Here is a 17,064-nt window from a genome sequence, read left to right on the forward strand (position 1 = left end):
CCGTCAGCGTCTGCAAGGTATGATCAGCCAGTTGAGAGTGCCTTTAGCCGAGCAAAAACGATTTGGTGACAAAGCCCTGACTACCCAACTAGGTCAGCATTGCACTAGCTCACTAAAGGCGCTACTAAGTGATTTAAAAGGGGTCGAAAAGGCAATCAAACAGCTTATTACTGACGATCCTACTTTGAAAGCGCTTTTTGAATTGGTTACTTCAATCCCCGGTGTTGGTCAAGTCGTGGCCACTGAATTAATCTTGGCCAGTGATGACCGGGCCGCCGGTGCGGTTCAAAGCTATTGATGACCCCAAAAAGCTGGCTTGCCATGCGGGCGTAGCTCCCTTCGAGCACTCCTCGGGCAGTAGTGTACGGGGGAAGACCCGCGTGAATCATCACGCTCGAAAATCACTAAAAACCTTACTTCATATGGCGGCTATGTCGGCTCTTCAAGTGCCCGGTGAATTACAGGAGTATTATCAGCGAAAAGTCAAAGAAGGCAAGAATAAGATGTTAGTTATCAACGCACTAAGAAATAAACTCATCCATCGGGTCTATGCAGTGGTCAAACGGGGCAAAAAATATAACAAAAATTATACGCCCGCCCTTGTTTGATCCATAGAAATCGGCCCGGTTCCATCGTTTCACCTACCTGCCAGCCCACTACTTTACGCGAAAATAAATCCATCCAAGTGGCTAAGTAGCCCCATTCACCGTTGACCAGCGGCAGATACGGTAGAGTAGAGCAAGCGCGCCTAAGTAGTTTCACAACTACTGGTTTCGCTTGCCCTCTCTCCGAACCGGACGTGCACCTTTCGTTATGCATCCGGCTCTCCAGGAACCATCATGAACTCAGGCGGTTTCATCCACCCCCGTCGATAGTGCATTACCTTCTGCCAACCCATTTGATAGTGTTCCACCGCCTGACCCCGCCAAACTTTCCAACGAGGTCGGAGTTGACTGGGTTGACGGTGTTTTAAAATCAGTTGAGCATTGGCTTTGGGATACTTCTTTCGTAACCATCGCCAAATACGATCCCGTCCATACCAATCTAGGCTTGACAGGATTTTCTTGGCACCGGTACAATACTTGTAGAAGTTGCCCCAACCGCGCAGGATGGGGTTCAGTTTTTGAAGTAACTCATCCAGTGACCAACCCAGCGTAGCCCGGCCCGTCAACTGTTTGATGCGATAGCGCAAGTCCGCTGCTTTCTGTTTGGGTATTTCTAGCCGAGGTGTCCAGCCATAACGATAGTCCCACCGCATGCTAACTCGATGACCTAAGAACTCAAAGCCCTCGGTTAGGGGGGTGATCTTGGTCTTTTCCGGAGAGAGCGTTAAGCCCATTTTCTCTTGGAGTAGCTTTTGGAGGACCTCTCGCTCAGCTTGTGCATTTTCTTGAGTACCACTCACCAAAATGACAAAATCGTCTGCGTACCGGAAGGGGAAGTAAACCGCCCGACCCGTCTGACGATCCACACTTCGGGACATCAAGGCCGCCTTGATGCCGTCACACTGGCGACTTTGGCGACGTTTTGTCTGATGGTTAACCCATCGTTCATAGCGTTCTTCAATCAAGCCCAGAGCTACATTGGCCAATAACGGAGAAACGATCCCTCCTTGCGGAGTGCCTGCATCGGTTCGCAGGAATTGTTCCTCTGACAGAATGCCTGCTTTTAAAAACTGAACCAGTAACTGGTTTACCCGTCGGTCATCCGAATGCTGCCGAATCCGGTTCATCAATTGGTGATGATCGATATGATCAAAACAGGCTTGAATGTCGCCTTCGATGACCCATTGATAGGGCATCTCATGACGTTTGTTATCCTGTTTATTCACCTTTCGGGGACGCATACTCATCCGAATATGCTCCAAGGCGCCATGGCAGCCTCTTCCCGGCCGAAAGCCATAGGAGACATGCCAGAAACGCGCTTCCAGAATGGGTTCCAGTACTTGTTTGATGGCGCTTTGCACCACCCGATCCGCAATCGTCGGAATGCCCAGTGGACGGAACTGCCCTGGTTTACCCGCTTTAGGGATCAACTTCCGGCGGCAGGGACTGGGTTTATAACTTCCAGTCCGTAACTGCTGCTGAAGAGTCGCTAAGAAGGGGGCTTCGCCAATGCGCTGGCGAATGCTTCCGACGGTCATCCCATCGATTCCTGGTGTGCGTTTGCCCTTATTCTGAGCTACGCGACGCCAGGCTTCTCGTAAGTTACGCAGGTCTGTTAACCAGTTCCATAACTCCCGATAGGCTTCGGTGGGATGTGTCTGACTCCATTGATACAGTTTTCGTTGCACGCTGAGTACCCAGGCGTAATCTGCCTGGTGAGCCAAGTCCATGGCTCGCTTCTCCGGCTTTGAAAGCGTATCGATTCCCTGCCCGCCTTCGCCATGTGAACGGCTTTCCCGTTCTCGGACTACTACGCGGGCTCCGCCCTGAGAATGACCCCTCCCGAGTCGCTGTCGATAGCCTGTTTTCCTGACAGGCGAATCACCCCCAGTTCCCATGTTCCGATTGTTGACCTGTGAATCCTTAGATGGCATGCTCTACCCCTGGTGGTACGGGATGATGGCTAAGGGGAAGCTCCATCATCGAATAAGTTAGACTCATTCTGGGATCAGCAACATAAAGACCGATCCGCTCAGGCCACAGATTCCCTCTCAGCCAGTTCTGAAGGCGAGGGTTGGTGAGTAAGTACAGAGGCTTCCGGCACATGCTTCGTTGTCTCATCATCGATTCGGTGGTAGCCCGGCCGACAGGAAATGGCCTGTCTCCGGTACAGTTCAGGCTGCTCTGCTTATGACACCCGCTTGGCAGCACCCAGCGAGCTTTGCAGCCCCCTTCTATCTAACTTCCCTTGTTGGATAGGGCAGTATTACAACTGCCGGTCAACAATCAGCCGACACAGTCTTCAAAAAAAAACTGCGTCTTCATGGCGCACTAATGTCGCTAACCCAGACTAAATTGGGAGCTTTCGGTAAAGGCTGATTTAACAATAAGTTTGGCCAGTAGCCTCTACCATGTGTGCTATCCGTGGTTCGTGGTACAAATGATTTAGGTTGAATAGCCTGTAAGCCAACCAATTTCATCAGCGTTCGAACTTGACAACGTCCTACTGAATGGCCTTTTTCCTGTAACTCTGCCGTAATGCGTCGACTGCCATACCGTCGTTTATGTTTAGCAAAAGTCTGCTCGACCAACTGCTGGTACTCAGCTTTTTCAGAAGTTAGTTGATAACTGTCGCCCCGTAGATACCTATAGTAAGCCGTCCGACTTACTTTCAGCACTGAGCATAGGGTTTCAACCGCAAACTCAGAGGCCAACTCTTGAACCAGCTTATAGCGTAATCTCAGGTCTGTCGGCTGATAATGGCTAAGGCTTTTTTTAAGATTTCGCTTTCTGTTTCTAATTGACTAATACGCTGTAGTAGCACCTGATTCTCAAGTAGTGCATCAGAAGCCGGACTCGAAAGGTGGTGTTTTTCTTCCCTTTTCATCCGTTGTTTCCATTTGTAGATGAGTGCTTCACTAATACCCAGTGCTTGAGCCACGTAAGCCACGCTTTGTCCGTTGGCAATCATTTTCAGCACGTCGGCTCTAAAAGTAGCGTCGTATTTACGACGTTTAACGAGTTTGTTTTTAGGCTGCATGATCTTGCGAAATTAGACAAGTTCACTGTGCCGATTAATTAGACCATCTCAATACAACGAAAAATTACCGTAGCCTAAATAGTACGTAGATAGCATTATAGGTCTTACTTAATTGGTACTCTATTTCTATGAATATCGTCTACATCAAAAGAAAATCTAGCAAAAACATTTTTGCTAGGCATACGTATGTAGCCTTGGTTTTCATTAAAGACCGTTTCTAACGTTCAATTCGCTGTTCTAAGATGAATCCAAACAAAGCTTTATGGGAAAAAGGGGACTTCACCCAAATTGCCCAAACCATGCGGGAAAGCGGTGCAGCACTGGTCGCCCAACTTGGTATCACTGAAGGCCTTAAAGTCCTTGACCTGGGTTGTGGTGATGGAACCACGGCCATACCAGAAGCAAAACTGGGCGCTACTGTCTTAGGCGTTGATATTGCCTCCAATCTGGTTGAAGCGGGCAACGCTCGGGCAAAAGCGGAAGGACTTACCAATTGCACTTTCCAAGAAGGAGATGCAACCGATTTGCATGAGTTGAAGGATCAGAGTTTTGATCTGGTCGTGAGCATATTTGGGGCTATGTTCGCGCCAAAGCCATTTGATGTAGCTAGGGAAATGGTTCGTGTTACTCGTCCAGGTGGACGAATAGTGATGGGAAACTGGATACCGGGCGATCCTACACTAGTAGCCCAAATCTTAAAGATCAGCTCTGCCTATACACCCCCACCGCCAGAAGGTTTCCTTAGTCCCATGTTATGGGGTGTAGAGAGCCATGTAATTGAACGTTTTGAACAAGCGGGTGTGGCCAAAGAAAACCTAACTTTCCTTAAAGACACGTTTACATTTAACACCTCTTATCCACCATCAGAATACGTCAATACGTTCAAAACCTATTACGGCCCTACCATGAATGCATTTGAAGCCGCTGAGAAAAATGGTAAGGCAGTGGAATTACAGCACGAATTAGAAGTTTTGTTTACTAGTCAGAACAAAAGCGTCGACAAGAATAAAACATCCATAGTAGTTAATTTCTTACGGGTAACTGTTACACGTTGAACATTCAGTAAGAGCTTTTGGTAAAGGAAACCTAATTGATTTTTTACAAGAAGACAGTTGTTGAAGCTATTATGAGTTTCTATCAATAATCTATTAACATAATCGTAGTTATAGAACGACTCCTTAAAAGTACAACGCCTAGCTGTTTATCGAGGCAGCTAGGCGTTGTACTTTTTGACGAAGTGGCTTGTTAATTCGCGCCCATGATCTGCTTGGCAATTTGAGTATGCTGCTCATCCGCTTGTTTAGCCTCCTCCAAAGAAGTCTGCAACGCCTGCTCGGTTTGACTCAGGCCCGCTTGAGCTGCGTACGTACGCAGCGTGCCAAAGGACGCAATCCAGTAGTGGAGCGCTAATTGACCCGAGGCAATGATGCCTAAATCACGCGACACCCCATCAGGAGCCTGCTGGCGAATGCGTTTGCTGACTTCGTAGTGCGCTTCTAAAATCGGATTCTGTTGTTCGTCTCCGCCACCCGCTTCTTGCAGAGCCCGGTCGATTCGGCTTACCCATTGCTTAGACGTTTCATTCCCTTGAGTAAGAGCGTCTTTGAGTTGCGTGTTTTGAACGTCGTTTTGAATCTCGTCGGTGGCTGCAGCGGCCACTTTACTACCGGCTTTCAAGGCGGTCAGGCCTTGTTTGATTAATTCTTTTATTGACTCGTTTTCCATGGTCTACTTCTTTGTGGTTTGTGACTCGCTCACTCAACTAATTATAGAAACGAAGCCTCTTCATAGGGCGTAAATAGTTAGGGTTTGGTCGTTATAAATGGGGAAATATGTCCGCCTACTTAGCTAAGTGGTTGGACATTGTACTTTTTGACGGGCTGTTATCTAACTAACTTTTTAGCATAAGTTTGAAAGGGCTCCTCTCTTAGATTAGCCCTTTTTCGTGTTCTACGGCCACGGGATTTTTCTGAGGCATAGACCACCTCAAGTTTACCGAAAAAAGTATTTGATTAAAGTAGTATTTTTGTCTGTCTAACCCATTGCTTGAGCAAAATGACTATTTTATTCACCCTATGTATTGTCTTATACCTGTTTGGAGCCATTGGTTTTCTAAACAGGAAAGATTTATTAAAGCCCTAACTTTTTGGTAGTATAGTTTCTCTGGTACAGTTGGGGTGGTCCATGCCTCAGAAAAATCTGGGGCTTTGGGCCGGGCATCCGGGCGGTGAAACCTCAATCACTTAAACAGCGTCGCAGACTCGTATTTTTGTAGGTATGGAAGATCTGTTTAGTTCGGTGCGGTTAAGGTGGAGGGAGCGATCCGGTTCTATACGGTTCGCTCGAGTCAGAAAACAGCTTGTGAGAAGGAGTTAGTCGGCCAAGGCATGAGCGTCACGGTTTAGGCCAAAGCAGGTACCGAACATGTTGCAATGGGCCGAGCTATGCAACTGGTAGCCTTACAGATGGCCAACCGCTCAAAATAGAGAAAGTGCAACGCCTGGCTGTTTATCGAAGCAGCCAGGCGTTGCACTTTTTAAGTAGTCGCTTTATATTATTCGACTTTCACAGAATCAGGAAAACGTTGCAAAATGGGTAGGGACTACGTTTTCTTATAAATCTTCTATTCGTTTATCCAGCATATAAGCTTTGTAAGTGCTCAAATGGTACTCTTCTGTTTTGACAAATAGGACCGAATTAAACAGAATAAAGACCATCACTGACCAAAAACCGTAGTTCTGACTTAGCCAGCTCGAAGCTCCCCAAGTATGAGCTAGTAAGACAAAAAGGATAAAGATCTTCAGGTACTTATAGTGTATAAAGGAACCGATTAGCCCTATAATAATCAACCAGGCAGCTGAAATTAAAAAGATGCCTGAAACATGGATTGCCATTAAAAAGGCGTCTACTGGATTGCCTTCATTTGCCTTTTTTAAGTCTCCATTCCAGTACTCTTTAGATTGATAAGCAATGGTTATAATTTCACCGAACAAACAAGCCCAATAAGCTGGAATAAACAGTATGTACCTAGTACTCAGTTTGGATGATACATTCATCTGAGATTGTTGTATAGGTGAGCTTATAGTAAGGTATCTTGGAAAGAAGTAGGTACTTGTTGAGTTAGTAAAAATTAGTAGAACAAATCGATTTAATCACATATGAAAAAGTCATTCACGCAGTACTTTGAGCGGTTTGCATCCGCCGTCACACAAGCAACCGGTAGTTCATGGGCTTTTCTGACGGCTCTGACCGTTATTGTTGTCTGGATTGTTAGCGGCCCGCTCTTCAACTTTTCTGATACATGGCAACTCGTTATCAATACTGGCACAACTATTATCACCTTTTTAATGGTGTTTTTGATTCAAAAGTCTCAGAATAAGGATTCACTCGCTACCCAGATTAAGTTAAACGAATTAATTACTACCCACGCAGAAGCCAGCAACCGGCTACTCAATGTGGAGGATTTATCGGAAGAAGAATTGCGGGCACTTCATAAATTTTTTGGTCGGCTAGCTGACAAAGCCAAACAGGATAATAGCCTGACTGATACTCACTCGTTAGACATCGCTGATGAGCTACATCAAGAGAAGCAACAGAACAATCGAGTTCGTCGAGGATCAAGGTAAAGAATATCATTAGTGCAGATGCTCGACGCTTAGCCAGGCATTACGCTAAACTTGTTATATAATCTACGTGGCTGTTGCAAAAGTAGATAAGGACTTATTTTTTGGTTTTCAACCAGCGATTTCCAGCTCAAAATCGTCCCTAGTCTGGCTGGCTTCTTGACAACCTGAACAGCTAACGGACTTTTGCAACAGCCACCTACGTTATGTTCACCTAAACGAAAAGTTAAACAAAACTGGATTCTGCTATACAACTAATTTAGGTGCTTTTTACTGAATTTATCGTTTATGAAAGCAGCGTTTCCAAGGGATGGCGAAGGCCGCTTGGAAATTTAACGGCTGGCCATTGTCATCACCTTTTTAGGTTTACCCGCTGTTCCCTGACACATGGACTTACTCTACAGTTTCTTCGCCCTAATTTCGGACCGGTTATATCTTCTAGTCTCATTTAGGAGGGATTTGTGAGAATTTTCCTTTTTCAATTGCTGCTTACTACTTAAATAGCGGTCCAGTGGTCCCGCTTCGGCACGGTCCGCCGTCCATATCTTTGTTTTCAGTTGATCTTATCAGAAAAAATACAATTTTTGAGTAAGGTCTGAAAAAGCTAGCCAGCACCCTGAGTTCCGCCGATAGTACGTCCCAACGATACTGCACCGCTGGTTGCTCTGGCTAGCTTGTCTTTTCCCTGTAGCTCCAACATTACCCATAGACGTAGCTTCTGGTTACGATCTGGCATTCATGTGCAACAGCGGGAGAAGGCCGTCGGTCAACCAACGTATTCATTCTTTATCCCCTTTTCTATGCTACAGCTACGCTATTGTGTTGGACTGGACATCAGTAAAGAGTCGCTTCAAGTCTGCCTGTCGGTGATCGACACTGATGGCCGAGTCGTCGTCAAAGGGTCGACTAAAGTGGCTAACAAACCGCTTGCTTTTGCTCACTTAGAGCACTGGGTTAGCAAGCATCGTAAAGTGGACGGCCTCCCGCTACGCTACGTGATGGAGTCGACAGGCGTCTACCATGAGGCCGTAGCCTGGCACCTCCATCAAAGGGATCAGTCGGTTTGTATTCTATTGCCTAACAAGGCGAAACACTACCTGAAAAGCTTAGCCGGGGCGCCGGTGCGACTACAAGTCCAAGAATGATAAAATTGACGCCCAGGGATTGGCTCGAATGGGTCTGGAACAACAACTTAATCTATGGAAGCCTTTATCTAAAAGCATCTATAGTTTACGCTTGCTAACCCGGCAGCATCAGCGGCTTCAGGACCGGGTCGCCGGTGCGATGGAAAACCAAGTGCCGTAACCAGCAACATGCCCTGGATTACAGCGTGATAGGCGATGATTTTATCACAAAACAGAACGCAAAACTACTAGCCGTCTACGATCAACAGTTAGAGTCTTTAGAGGCAGCCATTCACCAACTTATTGAGCAGGATGCTATTCTGAAAGAACAGGTTGAACGCTTGACGGCCATCAAGGGGTTAGCACTTTTATCGGTGGCAGTTTTGATTGCAGAAACCAATGGGTTTGAGGGCTTCGCTAACCAACGACAATTGGTGAGTTATGCGGGCTACGATGTGATTGAAAATCAATCAGGCAACCGGTCAGGCAAAACCCGGATCTCTAAAAAAGGCAACAGCCGTATCCGCCGTATTCTTCATTTACCCGCCTTCAATGCGGTTCGCTCTGGGGAGCCAACTTGTCAAGCTCTTTACGAACGAGTCTATCAAAAGACCAATACCAAACCGGGTCGCCGGAGCGATGAAAGCCTATGTGGCTTTTCAAAAGAAATTACTCCTACTAGCTTATGCATTATGGCGTCATCAAACTAAGTATGTCCCAAAACAGTCGACTCCGGCGGAAGTGGAAGCTCCGTTAACTAGCCAGCCAGATCAGAGTGACAAAAAAATAGTCCCGACTAGCGGGACTACACAGGATCAATCCACCGTGGCAGAGTTGTCTTTTGGATGAGGCAAAGATATTGAAAAAATCCTAACGCAAAACTTGCTTTCCACGACAGTACCAGCGGTACCGGCCAACGCGGCTCAATCTGTAGCATACAAGTACAAAAAGTAAGCATTCAGTTGACAGCTCACGGGCGGCTTTCTGAAGAAATCCTGTTGCATGCGATAACCCTACGCCAGTGCCTAAACCGATGAGAACCTGCTGAGCGAATAAAACGGACTGGATATGGGTTGATTTGGGCACTTACAGGTGTTTGTTACGCTGGATTACTTCCTATTCAGTTCGGTATCAAAACAGCTAAAGAATAGACCAAAACGTCTATTGGACTACAGCGTAATAAACCCTTTCTTTGCTTGAGATTACCCAGCCATGTTTCTTATCAATAGTAATCAGGCATTGGCCTACTCCATGACTACATCCCAGACAATACCCTTTCCACTTTATACGAACGGTACCCAACCCATTACGCCCGCCCTGAAAGTGGGCTTATTCGGCATTGGCTTAGACACCTACTGGCCTCAGTTCGAGGGTCTGGAAAGCCGGTTGCTGGGCTATTTGCAGCAGGTGGCCCAGAACCTACAGCGTCCCTACGCGCAAATCGTCAACATCGGCCTGGTCGACACACCCGATAAAGCCATGCAGGCGGGCCACTATTTCCGGCAGGCCGACGTGGATATCTTATTTATCTACGTGACTACCTACGCGCTTTCGGCGACGGTGCTGCCCGTGGTGCAACGCGCTAACGTGCCGGTCATTCTGCTCAACCTGGTGCCCGAAGCGGCCATCGACTACGGCGCGTTTAACCAACTGGGCGACCGTACGCGCATGACGGGCGAGTGGCTGGCGTATTGCTCGGCCTGCCCCGTGCCGGAAATCGCCAACGTATTTCGGCGGGCGGGCATTCCCGTCCACCAGATCACCGGCCTGTTGCAGAAGGACTCCGCCTGCTGGCGCGAGGTCGACGAATGGATTGAGGCCGCGCACGTGGTACAGGTGATGGCCCACAATCGCTTAGGGCTGATGGGCAATTATTACAGCGGGATGCTGGACATCTATTCGGACCCCACCCTACAGACCATCACCTTTGGTGGTCAGATGATTATTCTGGAGGTGGATGAACTGTCAGCTCTGAAAGAGGTCGTTCCGCAAAAAGCCATTCGGGAGCGTGTAGAAACGTTTTTTGATCTATTTGACGTGCAGACCGACTGCGCCCCGGCGGAGCTTGAGCGGGCCGCCCGCACCTCGGTGGCGCTCGATCAACTGGTTGCCAAATACCAGTTGGGATCGCTGGCCTACTACCACAAAGGCACGGGTAACCCCACCAATGCCGATACCATGAGTTCAATCATTCTGGGTACGTCGTTGCTGACGGGGCGGGGAATTCCAGTGGCTGGGGAGTACGAAATTAAGAACGCGCAGGCCATGAAAATCATAGATACGTTCGGGGCGGGCGGCTCCTTCACCGAATACTACGCCCTGGATTTTACCGATGACGTCGTGCTGATGGGCCACGACGGACCGGGACACGTCCGGATCGCTGAGGGAAAGACAAAAGTGCGCCCGTTGCAGGTCTACCACGGTAAAGTCGGGGCGGGGCTATCGGTCGAAATGTCGGTCAGGAACGGCCCCGTTACCTTGCTGTCGGTGGTGGAGGATGGAGGGGGGAAACTGCGGCTATTGGTCGCCGAAGGCGAGTCCGTAGCGGGACCCATTCTGGAAATTGGCAATACCAACAGCCGCTACCGCTTTCCAATGGGTGCCCCTCAGTTTGTCAACGACTGGAATAGCCACGGACCGGCACACCATTGCGCCGTGGGGGTTGGCCATATCGCCTCGAAACTAAAAAAGCTGGGCCAGCTTCTCCGGATTGACGTTGTCCAGGTCGGTTGAGGGGTCAGACAGGTTCGTCGGCGTTAACAGTCTGAAGCCCAATTTAACTCATGTTTTTTCAAGGTTTATAACCGGTCGTTTAGCCCGGTATTCCGACGGGGACAGGGCCGTCTTTTTGCGAAAGATCCTCGAAAAGTAAAAGAGCGACTCGAAGCCCGTCTGGTAAGCAATTTCGGATACAGACAGGCTTGTTTCCCCCAGCATCTGAATGGCCTTGTCTATTTTTAGATTCAGGTGATACTGCCCCGGGGCCACGCCCATCACCTCCTTGAACGCCTTTCGGAGCCATACGTAGCTGACGTTATTTTCTTCGGCCAGCTTTTCAAAATCAATGGGTTGCGCCCAGATTCCCTGAATCCTGTACCGAACCTGATGCACGATCTGCTCCCGGCGATTGCGGCTGGTATCGCTCATCAGGGCCGAGGTGTATACCAGTCCCAATAGTTGAATGACCTGACAGGTGGCAATCTGCCGGTAAGCCGTTCCTTCGTATTTAAGCGTGTCGATCAGTCGGGTAAACACGTTAAGCAGCTCCGAGCGGAAGCCAATGGATATCAGCGACTTCTCCGGACTGAAACACTCCTGCCGCATCAGATACTCCGCGTAATGCCCCTGGAAACCCACCCAAAACTCTTCCCAACCCGTTTCGTAGGACGGTTTAAACCGGTGCCAGACACCGGGGTAGAGCAAAAAAGCGGTGCCGCCCTCCACTAAGGTAGGCGGAATGGTCTGCGACTCGAACACACCCTGCCCGTTGGCGATGTACACCAACTGAAACTCGTTGAGCGTCCGGCCTTCGCTCCAGTCGAAACAGTACTGATTAGGGTGGTTATGGTCCGGATACGCTTTTTTGGCCGGGTGCAGATTATGCCCAATGGTCAGCATGTCGACGCCCCAACTCGGTGTCTGGGCCGACAGTAGGTGTAACTGCTGTTCATTAAAATACTTCCGGTATAGGTCCATATCAAAATAGCTAAACATTTAGCCAAAATGTCCATTGAACCGGGCATTGGCAAAGTTTTATTTTTGTAGCAAATTATGCAATATTCTTCAATAGTGCATTCCTATCAAGTGAAAAACACTCAACTGGCTTATTCTGGTTAGCTGAAGTCATGTGGGGTACTTGTTCTTTTTGATAGGCCTAATTTGTGTTTTTAGCCCCAATCCCGCTCTTTTTCGGAAAGGAACACAATGTGTTTAAGCCCATTTGCTAATTAACTCTTACCGATTATGAAGAAAATTTATCTGTTAACGCTGCTTAGTCTAACGGCGGTCAGCGTCAGCACGCTGGCGCAACCATCGACGATGGATACGCGGAGTGGTGCCGCTCCGGCTAGTCGGCAACTACTGGTCAAATACGTTACCCGGCCCCAGACAGACGCCCGTTCAGGGGCAATCGATATAGTCGTGTCGGGGAAAGTAGTCGATGAAAAAGGAGCCGAATTACCCGGCGTAAGCGTGGCCGTAAAGGGGTCAACCCAGGGCACTACCACCGATGGCACGGGCCGTTTTCGCATTACTGTGCCTAACCCGTCAGCCGTGCTCGTATTTAGTTTCGTCGGCTACGTCAGCCAGGAGATTGTGGTGGGTAGTCAGACCGCGCTGACCGTCGCCCTGTTGCCCGGCAACCAGACCCTGAGTGAAGTGGTCGTGGTGGGCTACGGCTCGCAGCGTCGACAGGATATTACCTCGGCCGTGTCGGTCATTAACATGCGCGATATTGGCGAGCAGCCCGCCAACAACCCGAACCAGATTCTTCAGGGTAGAGCACCGGGCGTTGTGGTTAAGCAGACCAGCGGTACGCCCGGCGGGGAATTTCAGGTGCGGGTGCGGGGAATTGGCTCCCTGGGTGCCGGCAGTGATCCACTCTACGTCATTGACGGATTTGTGGTCGGCACGTCGGTGGGGCAGAATTTAAATCCCAACGATATTGAAAGCGTCTCGGTTTTAAAAGATGCCGCTTCTACCGCCATTTACGGGGCCCGAGGGTCTAACGGCGTGGTACTCATTACCACCAAACAGGCTAAGGACGGAAAAGTAAACGTCAATTTAGCCCTCGACTATGGCATTCAGACGGTCCCCAGGTCGAGACGGACGTCGATGATGAATGGATTCGAATTCGCCCAGTTCAAAAAAGAAATTTTCCAGGATCAGATCCGGATTCTTCAGAAACGGGAGCCGACAGAGAATGAAATCCCCATCGGCATCCGGTTTCCGGAGCAGACCAAGTATTCGACCAACTGGTTTGATTTAATTACGCGCGATAACGCGCCGTATTCCGACGCTAACCTGACCATTTCATCGGGGGCGGGTCCCATCAAAGCCCTGGTATCAGCGGGCTACTACAAAGAAAATGGGGTTGTCAAGAATACGAATTATGATCGATTCTCCCTGCGGACCAACTTAGGCGGGCAGGTGACTAAATTGATCAATTTTGGCGTGAACATCAACGGTTCCTATACCCGTCAGAACCTGGCTAACACCGTTGGGCGGGGGGGCGTTGTGGGTAGCGCTTTAGTAATAGACCCCCGGGCAACGCCTTATAATGCCGATGGCTCGCTGGTTCCCTACATCAATGGGATAGATGGCGTTTTTGGTTTCCCTAATCCACTCTTCGTGCTGGAGAATGTGCAGCGACGACGAAACATCGCCGATCTGCTGACCAATGGATTCATTGAACTCTCGTTTTTGAAGTATTTTAAGTTTAGAACGTCCGCCAATATCAGGCTAAAAAATAATACCTTCAAAGAATACGTTCCCTCCACCATCGGTTTAGGTGTGGCCTCGGGTTCATCGGGAGCACCACCCCGGAATGCCACGGAAACGGATAATACGGAAGAGCTAACCAATTATTCACTTGATCAGCTGCTTACGTTTAAACCACAGTTACCGGTTAACCATACCCTTGACGTATTAGTGGGTTACACGGCGCAGCAGGAACGGGTACGTGGCTTCACGGGCACGGGTAATACGTTTCCCGATGATTTAGTCCCCTTCCTGGGATCGGCATCAATCCGCTCGGCTAATTCCTACGAATACGGGTGGTCACTGCTGGCTTTTCTGGGCCGGGTTAACTACTCCTACAATGACAAGTACTTACTGTCGGCAACGTTCCGGCGGGAAGGTAGTTCGCGTTTCGGGGCCAATAGCAAGTACGGCAACTTTCCGGCAGCGTCTATCGGCTGGCGCCTGACCGAAGAATCCTTCATGCCGAAAACGGCGTGGCTTTCCGACCTTAAACTTCGGGCAAGCTGGGGGGTAACGGGCAATAATGACATTGGTAATTACCCGAGTCTGGCGTTCGTGGGGGCGAACAACTACATTCAGGGCAATGCGTTTGCCCCCGGCAAAACCGTCAGCTCATTCGCCAATCAGGATTTAAAATGGGAAATATCGAATCAGGTCGATATTGGCATGGATCTGGCCCTGTTTAACAGCAAGCTGATTTTCAACGTCGAATACTACAAAAAGATCACCAACGACATGCTGTTGCCGGTTTCGATCCCTTCGGTTTCGGGCTTCACCACCAGTCTGGCTAACATTGGTAAAGTAGAAAACCATGGGTTTGAAGTAGGGGCTGAATACCGCACGAGCTTTGGGCAATTCAATTTCCGGACGAATGCCAACATCAGTTTCAACCGTAACAGGATTCTGGCCATCAAGGGAATTAACGATGCCCTGTACTACGGCGAATTCTACAGCGGCTACAATGTTCAAAAAGTAGGACGCCCGGTTGGGATGATCTATGGGTACCAAAAAATAGGCATATTCAATACCCAGGCCGAAATTGATGCCGCCCCAAAACAGGATGGGGCCATTCCCGGAGCGATGAAGTTCGCCGATACGAACGGTGATGGCATCATCTCCTACGATACGAAGGACATGGTCGAAATTGGTAACCCGAACCCGGCCTTTACCTGGGCCTGGACGCTGGCGGGTGATTACAAGAAATTCGACTTTAATATCTTGTTTCTGGGGGCTCAAAACTTCGCTATCTACCGCAACATTGAGTCGTCGACCATGAATATGGACGGCGTGTTCAACGTGCAGACGAAGGCAAAGGATCGGTGGCGTTCTCCCGAAAATCCGGGACCAAACCCATCCGATGTGCATTCGCAGGGGGGCACCAGCTACTTTAAGTGGTCGCGGGAGAGCAGCAATCGCTACGTCTATGATGCCAGCTACGTTTGGCTCAAAACCATCACCATTGGTTACAATCTGCCCAAGTTTAAGTCGGTGCTGAGTAATGCGAGGATTTTTGTCACCGGCAACAACCTGTTCCTCTTCACAAAATACCCGGGTAGTAACCCCGATGTAAGCACCCGCAGCACGACCGAGCCGAACATTGATGACGAGGCCTATCCCGTTCCCAGAACAATTGCCACCGGTATCAAGCTTAACTTTTAACCATCATGAACAAAAAACTCATTGTTATAGCACTGGTTCTGGGGATGGGTCAATTCTCGTGTAAGGAGGATTTCCTGGTAACGACTGACCCAACCCGGATTGGTACCGAGGTATTTTATAAAAACGAAGCGCAGTTCCGCCAAGCTCTCAACGGCGTGTACGGTCAGTTACAGACGATCACGAATTCGGCCTACGTCTTTGAGGAGTTGCCTTCTGATAATACCACCGTCGATCTCAATCCGTCCGATCGGGGGGATGCGGTGCGCTGGGAAGCCTTTGAATTCTCGACCGTCAATGCCGGTAATACGGAAATTTCCGGTCTTTGGTATCAGTATTACTCCGCCTTGTATAATACCAATTATACCCTGGAGAAACTAACCGCCAGTGGGCTCGAAGCGACCGCAAAAGCGCCCATCGAGGGGCAGTTGAAGTTCCTACGTGCTTACTTCTATTTTCATCTGGTTCAGTACTTTGGCGACGTTGTCCTGGTTACCTCGACGTTAGCCAATCCTGACCAGGCCTTTGACCTGGTACGCTCACCGCAGGCTGAGGTCTGGGCGCAGATTGAAAAAGACCTCAACGAGGCTATAACGGGCTTACCGGCAACCTATCCGGCGGCTCAGCTGGGCAGTGCGACAAAGGGCGCTGCGCTGGCTTTATTGGGTAAAGTGTATCTCAAGCAGAAAAAATACAGCGAGGCCGTATCGACCCTGAAGCAGGTGACGGGTTATGCACTGAACCCGGTTTACGCAGACAACTTCAACCCGGCCAAAAAGAACGGACCCGAGTCCATTTTCGAGGTTCAGTACCAGGGAGGCAACGATCTGGGTGAGTGGAGCAGTTTTGCCTATACGTTTGCCCCCCGGGCGTCGGCGGCCGCGATAACCGGCTTTGCCAACACCCCGCCCGGCGGGCGAAACATACCGACCAACGACCTGATTGCCGCCTATGAACCCGGTGATTTACGGAAGGATGCCTCGCTAAAAACGAGTTATACCCTAAACGGTACGGTCGTCAACATTCCCTACATTATTAAGTACACGCATCCGCATACCCTTAGCGGACGAACGGACGACAACTGGCCGGTACTTCGGTACGCCGACGTACTGCTGATGCTGGCGGAAGCCATTAACGAGCAGTCCGGCCCGACGCCGGAGGCGTATGGCTACCTGAATCAGGTGCGGAGACGGGCGGGTTTGAAGGAGGTGTCCGGTCTTGACAAAGCCACGTTTAAAACGGCGGTACTGAAGGAACGGCGCGTCGAGCTGGCCTTTGAAAACCAGCGCTGGTTTGATCTGAAGCGAACCATGACCCCGGCAGAACTGGCCGCGTTCATGAATGCCTATGGGGCTAAAGAGAAGGCGAATCCGACCGTTTCCAGGGGAGGTATTTCCTTCACCGCCCAGGATTACGTCTATAGCGATTATGAATATTATTTACCCGTGCCTGCTCCGGAGATTCTACTAAACAGTAAACTAACTCAGAACCCTGGTTATTAGCCGGGAGTTAACCTTTTCGGCTGGTTGAGTAGG

At 49.4% G+C, this 17,064-nt stretch carries 16 protein-coding genes; 10 read left to right on the top strand and 6 right to left on the bottom strand.

The annotated features are described in order from the left end of the window. The first annotated feature begins 19 nt into the window (after positions 1 to 19). Both CWM47_RS31850 and CWM47_RS31855 read left to right on the top strand, forming a co-directional pair. Complete coding sequence (locus CWM47_RS31850) at positions 20 to 298, top strand: hypothetical protein (RefSeq protein WP_100992591.1); 279 nt, start codon at positions 20 to 22, stop codon at positions 296 to 298. After that, the gene (locus CWM47_RS31855; RefSeq protein WP_100992592.1) at positions 264 to 608 is read left to right on the top strand and encodes a transposase; all 345 of its coding nucleotides are present in this window, start codon (positions 264 to 266) and stop codon (positions 606 to 608) included. Before CWM47_RS31850 ends, CWM47_RS31855 begins: the two co-directional genes overlap by 35 nt. Positions 609 to 811: 203 nt before the next feature. Here CWM47_RS31855 and ltrA read toward each other — a convergent pair whose 3' ends face one another. The 3 genes from ltrA to CWM47_RS31870 form a co-directional block, all read right to left on the bottom strand. Continuing rightward, positions 812 to 2,539 carry a group II intron reverse transcriptase/maturase gene (gene ltrA / locus CWM47_RS31860; protein WP_240625554.1) on the bottom strand — a complete coding sequence of 576 codons (1,728 nt, stop codon included), beginning with the start codon at positions 2,537 to 2,539 and terminating at the stop codon, positions 812 to 814. Positions 2,540 to 2,926: 387 nt separating this feature from the next. Then, positions 2,927 to 3,283 (bottom strand): IS3 family transposase, encoded by a 357-nt coding sequence (locus tag CWM47_RS31865; RefSeq protein WP_157816107.1) that lies wholly within the window; start codon positions 3,281 to 3,283, stop codon positions 2,927 to 2,929. A 62-nt stretch (positions 3,284 to 3,345) separates the two neighbouring features. Next, entirely contained in the window at positions 3,346 to 3,645 is a 300-nt protein-coding gene (locus CWM47_RS31870) for a transposase (protein ID WP_100992594.1), read from the bottom strand. 242 nt (positions 3,646 to 3,887) lie between these two features. On the opposite strand from CWM47_RS31870, the gene CWM47_RS31875 reads away from it, so the two are divergent. Next, positions 3,888 to 4,700, top strand: coding sequence for a class I SAM-dependent methyltransferase (locus CWM47_RS31875; RefSeq protein ID WP_100992595.1), 813 nt, complete (start codon positions 3,888 to 3,890; stop codon positions 4,698 to 4,700). Between the two features lie 190 nt (positions 4,701 to 4,890). On the opposite strand, the gene CWM47_RS31880 is transcribed toward CWM47_RS31875, so the two are convergent. Both CWM47_RS31880 and CWM47_RS31885 read right to left on the bottom strand, forming a co-directional pair. Continuing rightward, positions 4,891 to 5,370 carry a DUF892 family protein gene (locus CWM47_RS31880; RefSeq protein ID WP_100992596.1) on the bottom strand — a complete coding sequence of 160 codons (480 nt, stop codon included), beginning with the start codon at positions 5,368 to 5,370 and terminating at the stop codon, positions 4,891 to 4,893. An 887-nt stretch (positions 5,371 to 6,257) separates the two neighbouring features. Beyond that, positions 6,258 to 6,701, bottom strand: a complete 444-nt coding sequence (locus CWM47_RS31885) for a hypothetical protein (RefSeq protein ID WP_100992597.1) — start codon at positions 6,699 to 6,701, stop codon at positions 6,258 to 6,260. Positions 6,702 to 6,803: 102 nt separating this feature from the next. Between CWM47_RS31885 and CWM47_RS31890 the strand changes: the two genes are divergently transcribed. The 5 genes from CWM47_RS31890 (at position 6,804) to CWM47_RS31900 (ending at position 11,125) form a co-directional block, all read left to right on the top strand. Further along, positions 6,804 to 7,271, top strand: coding sequence for a low affinity iron permease family protein (locus CWM47_RS31890; RefSeq protein WP_100992598.1), 468 nt, complete (start codon positions 6,804 to 6,806; stop codon positions 7,269 to 7,271). A gap of 797 nt (positions 7,272 to 8,068) precedes the next feature. Beyond that, positions 8,069 to 8,413, top strand: a complete 345-nt coding sequence (locus tag CWM47_RS39465) for an IS110 family transposase (RefSeq protein ID WP_262511985.1) — start codon at positions 8,069 to 8,071, stop codon at positions 8,411 to 8,413. Positions 8,414 to 8,441: 28 nt separating this feature from the next. Beyond that, entirely contained in the window at positions 8,442 to 8,573 is a 132-nt protein-coding gene (locus CWM47_RS39870; protein ID WP_262511986.1) for a hypothetical protein, read from the top strand. Then, the gene (locus tag CWM47_RS39470) at positions 8,548 to 9,102 is read left to right on the top strand and encodes a transposase (protein ID WP_240625555.1); all 555 of its coding nucleotides are present in this window, start codon (positions 8,548 to 8,550) and stop codon (positions 9,100 to 9,102) included. The genes CWM47_RS39870 and CWM47_RS39470 overlap by 26 nt, the downstream gene beginning before the upstream one ends. 502 nt (positions 9,103 to 9,604) lie before the next feature. After that, positions 9,605 to 11,125, top strand: coding sequence for an arabinose isomerase (locus CWM47_RS31900; RefSeq protein WP_240625557.1), 1,521 nt, complete (start codon positions 9,605 to 9,607; stop codon positions 11,123 to 11,125). 48 nt (positions 11,126 to 11,173) lie between these two features. Here the strand turns inward: CWM47_RS31900 and CWM47_RS31905 are convergent, their stop codons facing one another. Further along, the gene (locus CWM47_RS31905; RefSeq protein ID WP_100994145.1) at positions 11,174 to 12,088 is read right to left on the bottom strand and encodes an AraC family transcriptional regulator; all 915 of its coding nucleotides are present in this window, start codon (positions 12,086 to 12,088) and stop codon (positions 11,174 to 11,176) included. 267 nt (positions 12,089 to 12,355) lie between these two features. Here CWM47_RS31905 and CWM47_RS31910 point away from each other — a divergent pair, with 267 nt between their 5' ends. Continuing rightward, positions 12,356 to 15,532, top strand: a complete 3,177-nt coding sequence (locus CWM47_RS31910) for a SusC/RagA family TonB-linked outer membrane protein (protein WP_100992599.1) — start codon at positions 12,356 to 12,358, stop codon at positions 15,530 to 15,532. A gap of 5 nt (positions 15,533 to 15,537) precedes the next feature. Further along, positions 15,538 to 17,031: a RagB/SusD family nutrient uptake outer membrane protein gene (locus tag CWM47_RS31915; protein WP_100992600.1), complete on the top strand. Its 1,494-nt coding sequence runs from the start codon at positions 15,538 to 15,540 to the stop codon at positions 17,029 to 17,031. The last annotated feature ends 33 nt before the right edge of the window (positions 17,032 to 17,064 follow it).

The organism is Spirosoma pollinicola, assembly GCF_002831565.1.
Lineage (GTDB): Bacteria > Bacteroidota > Bacteroidia > Cytophagales > Spirosomataceae > Spirosoma > Spirosoma pollinicola.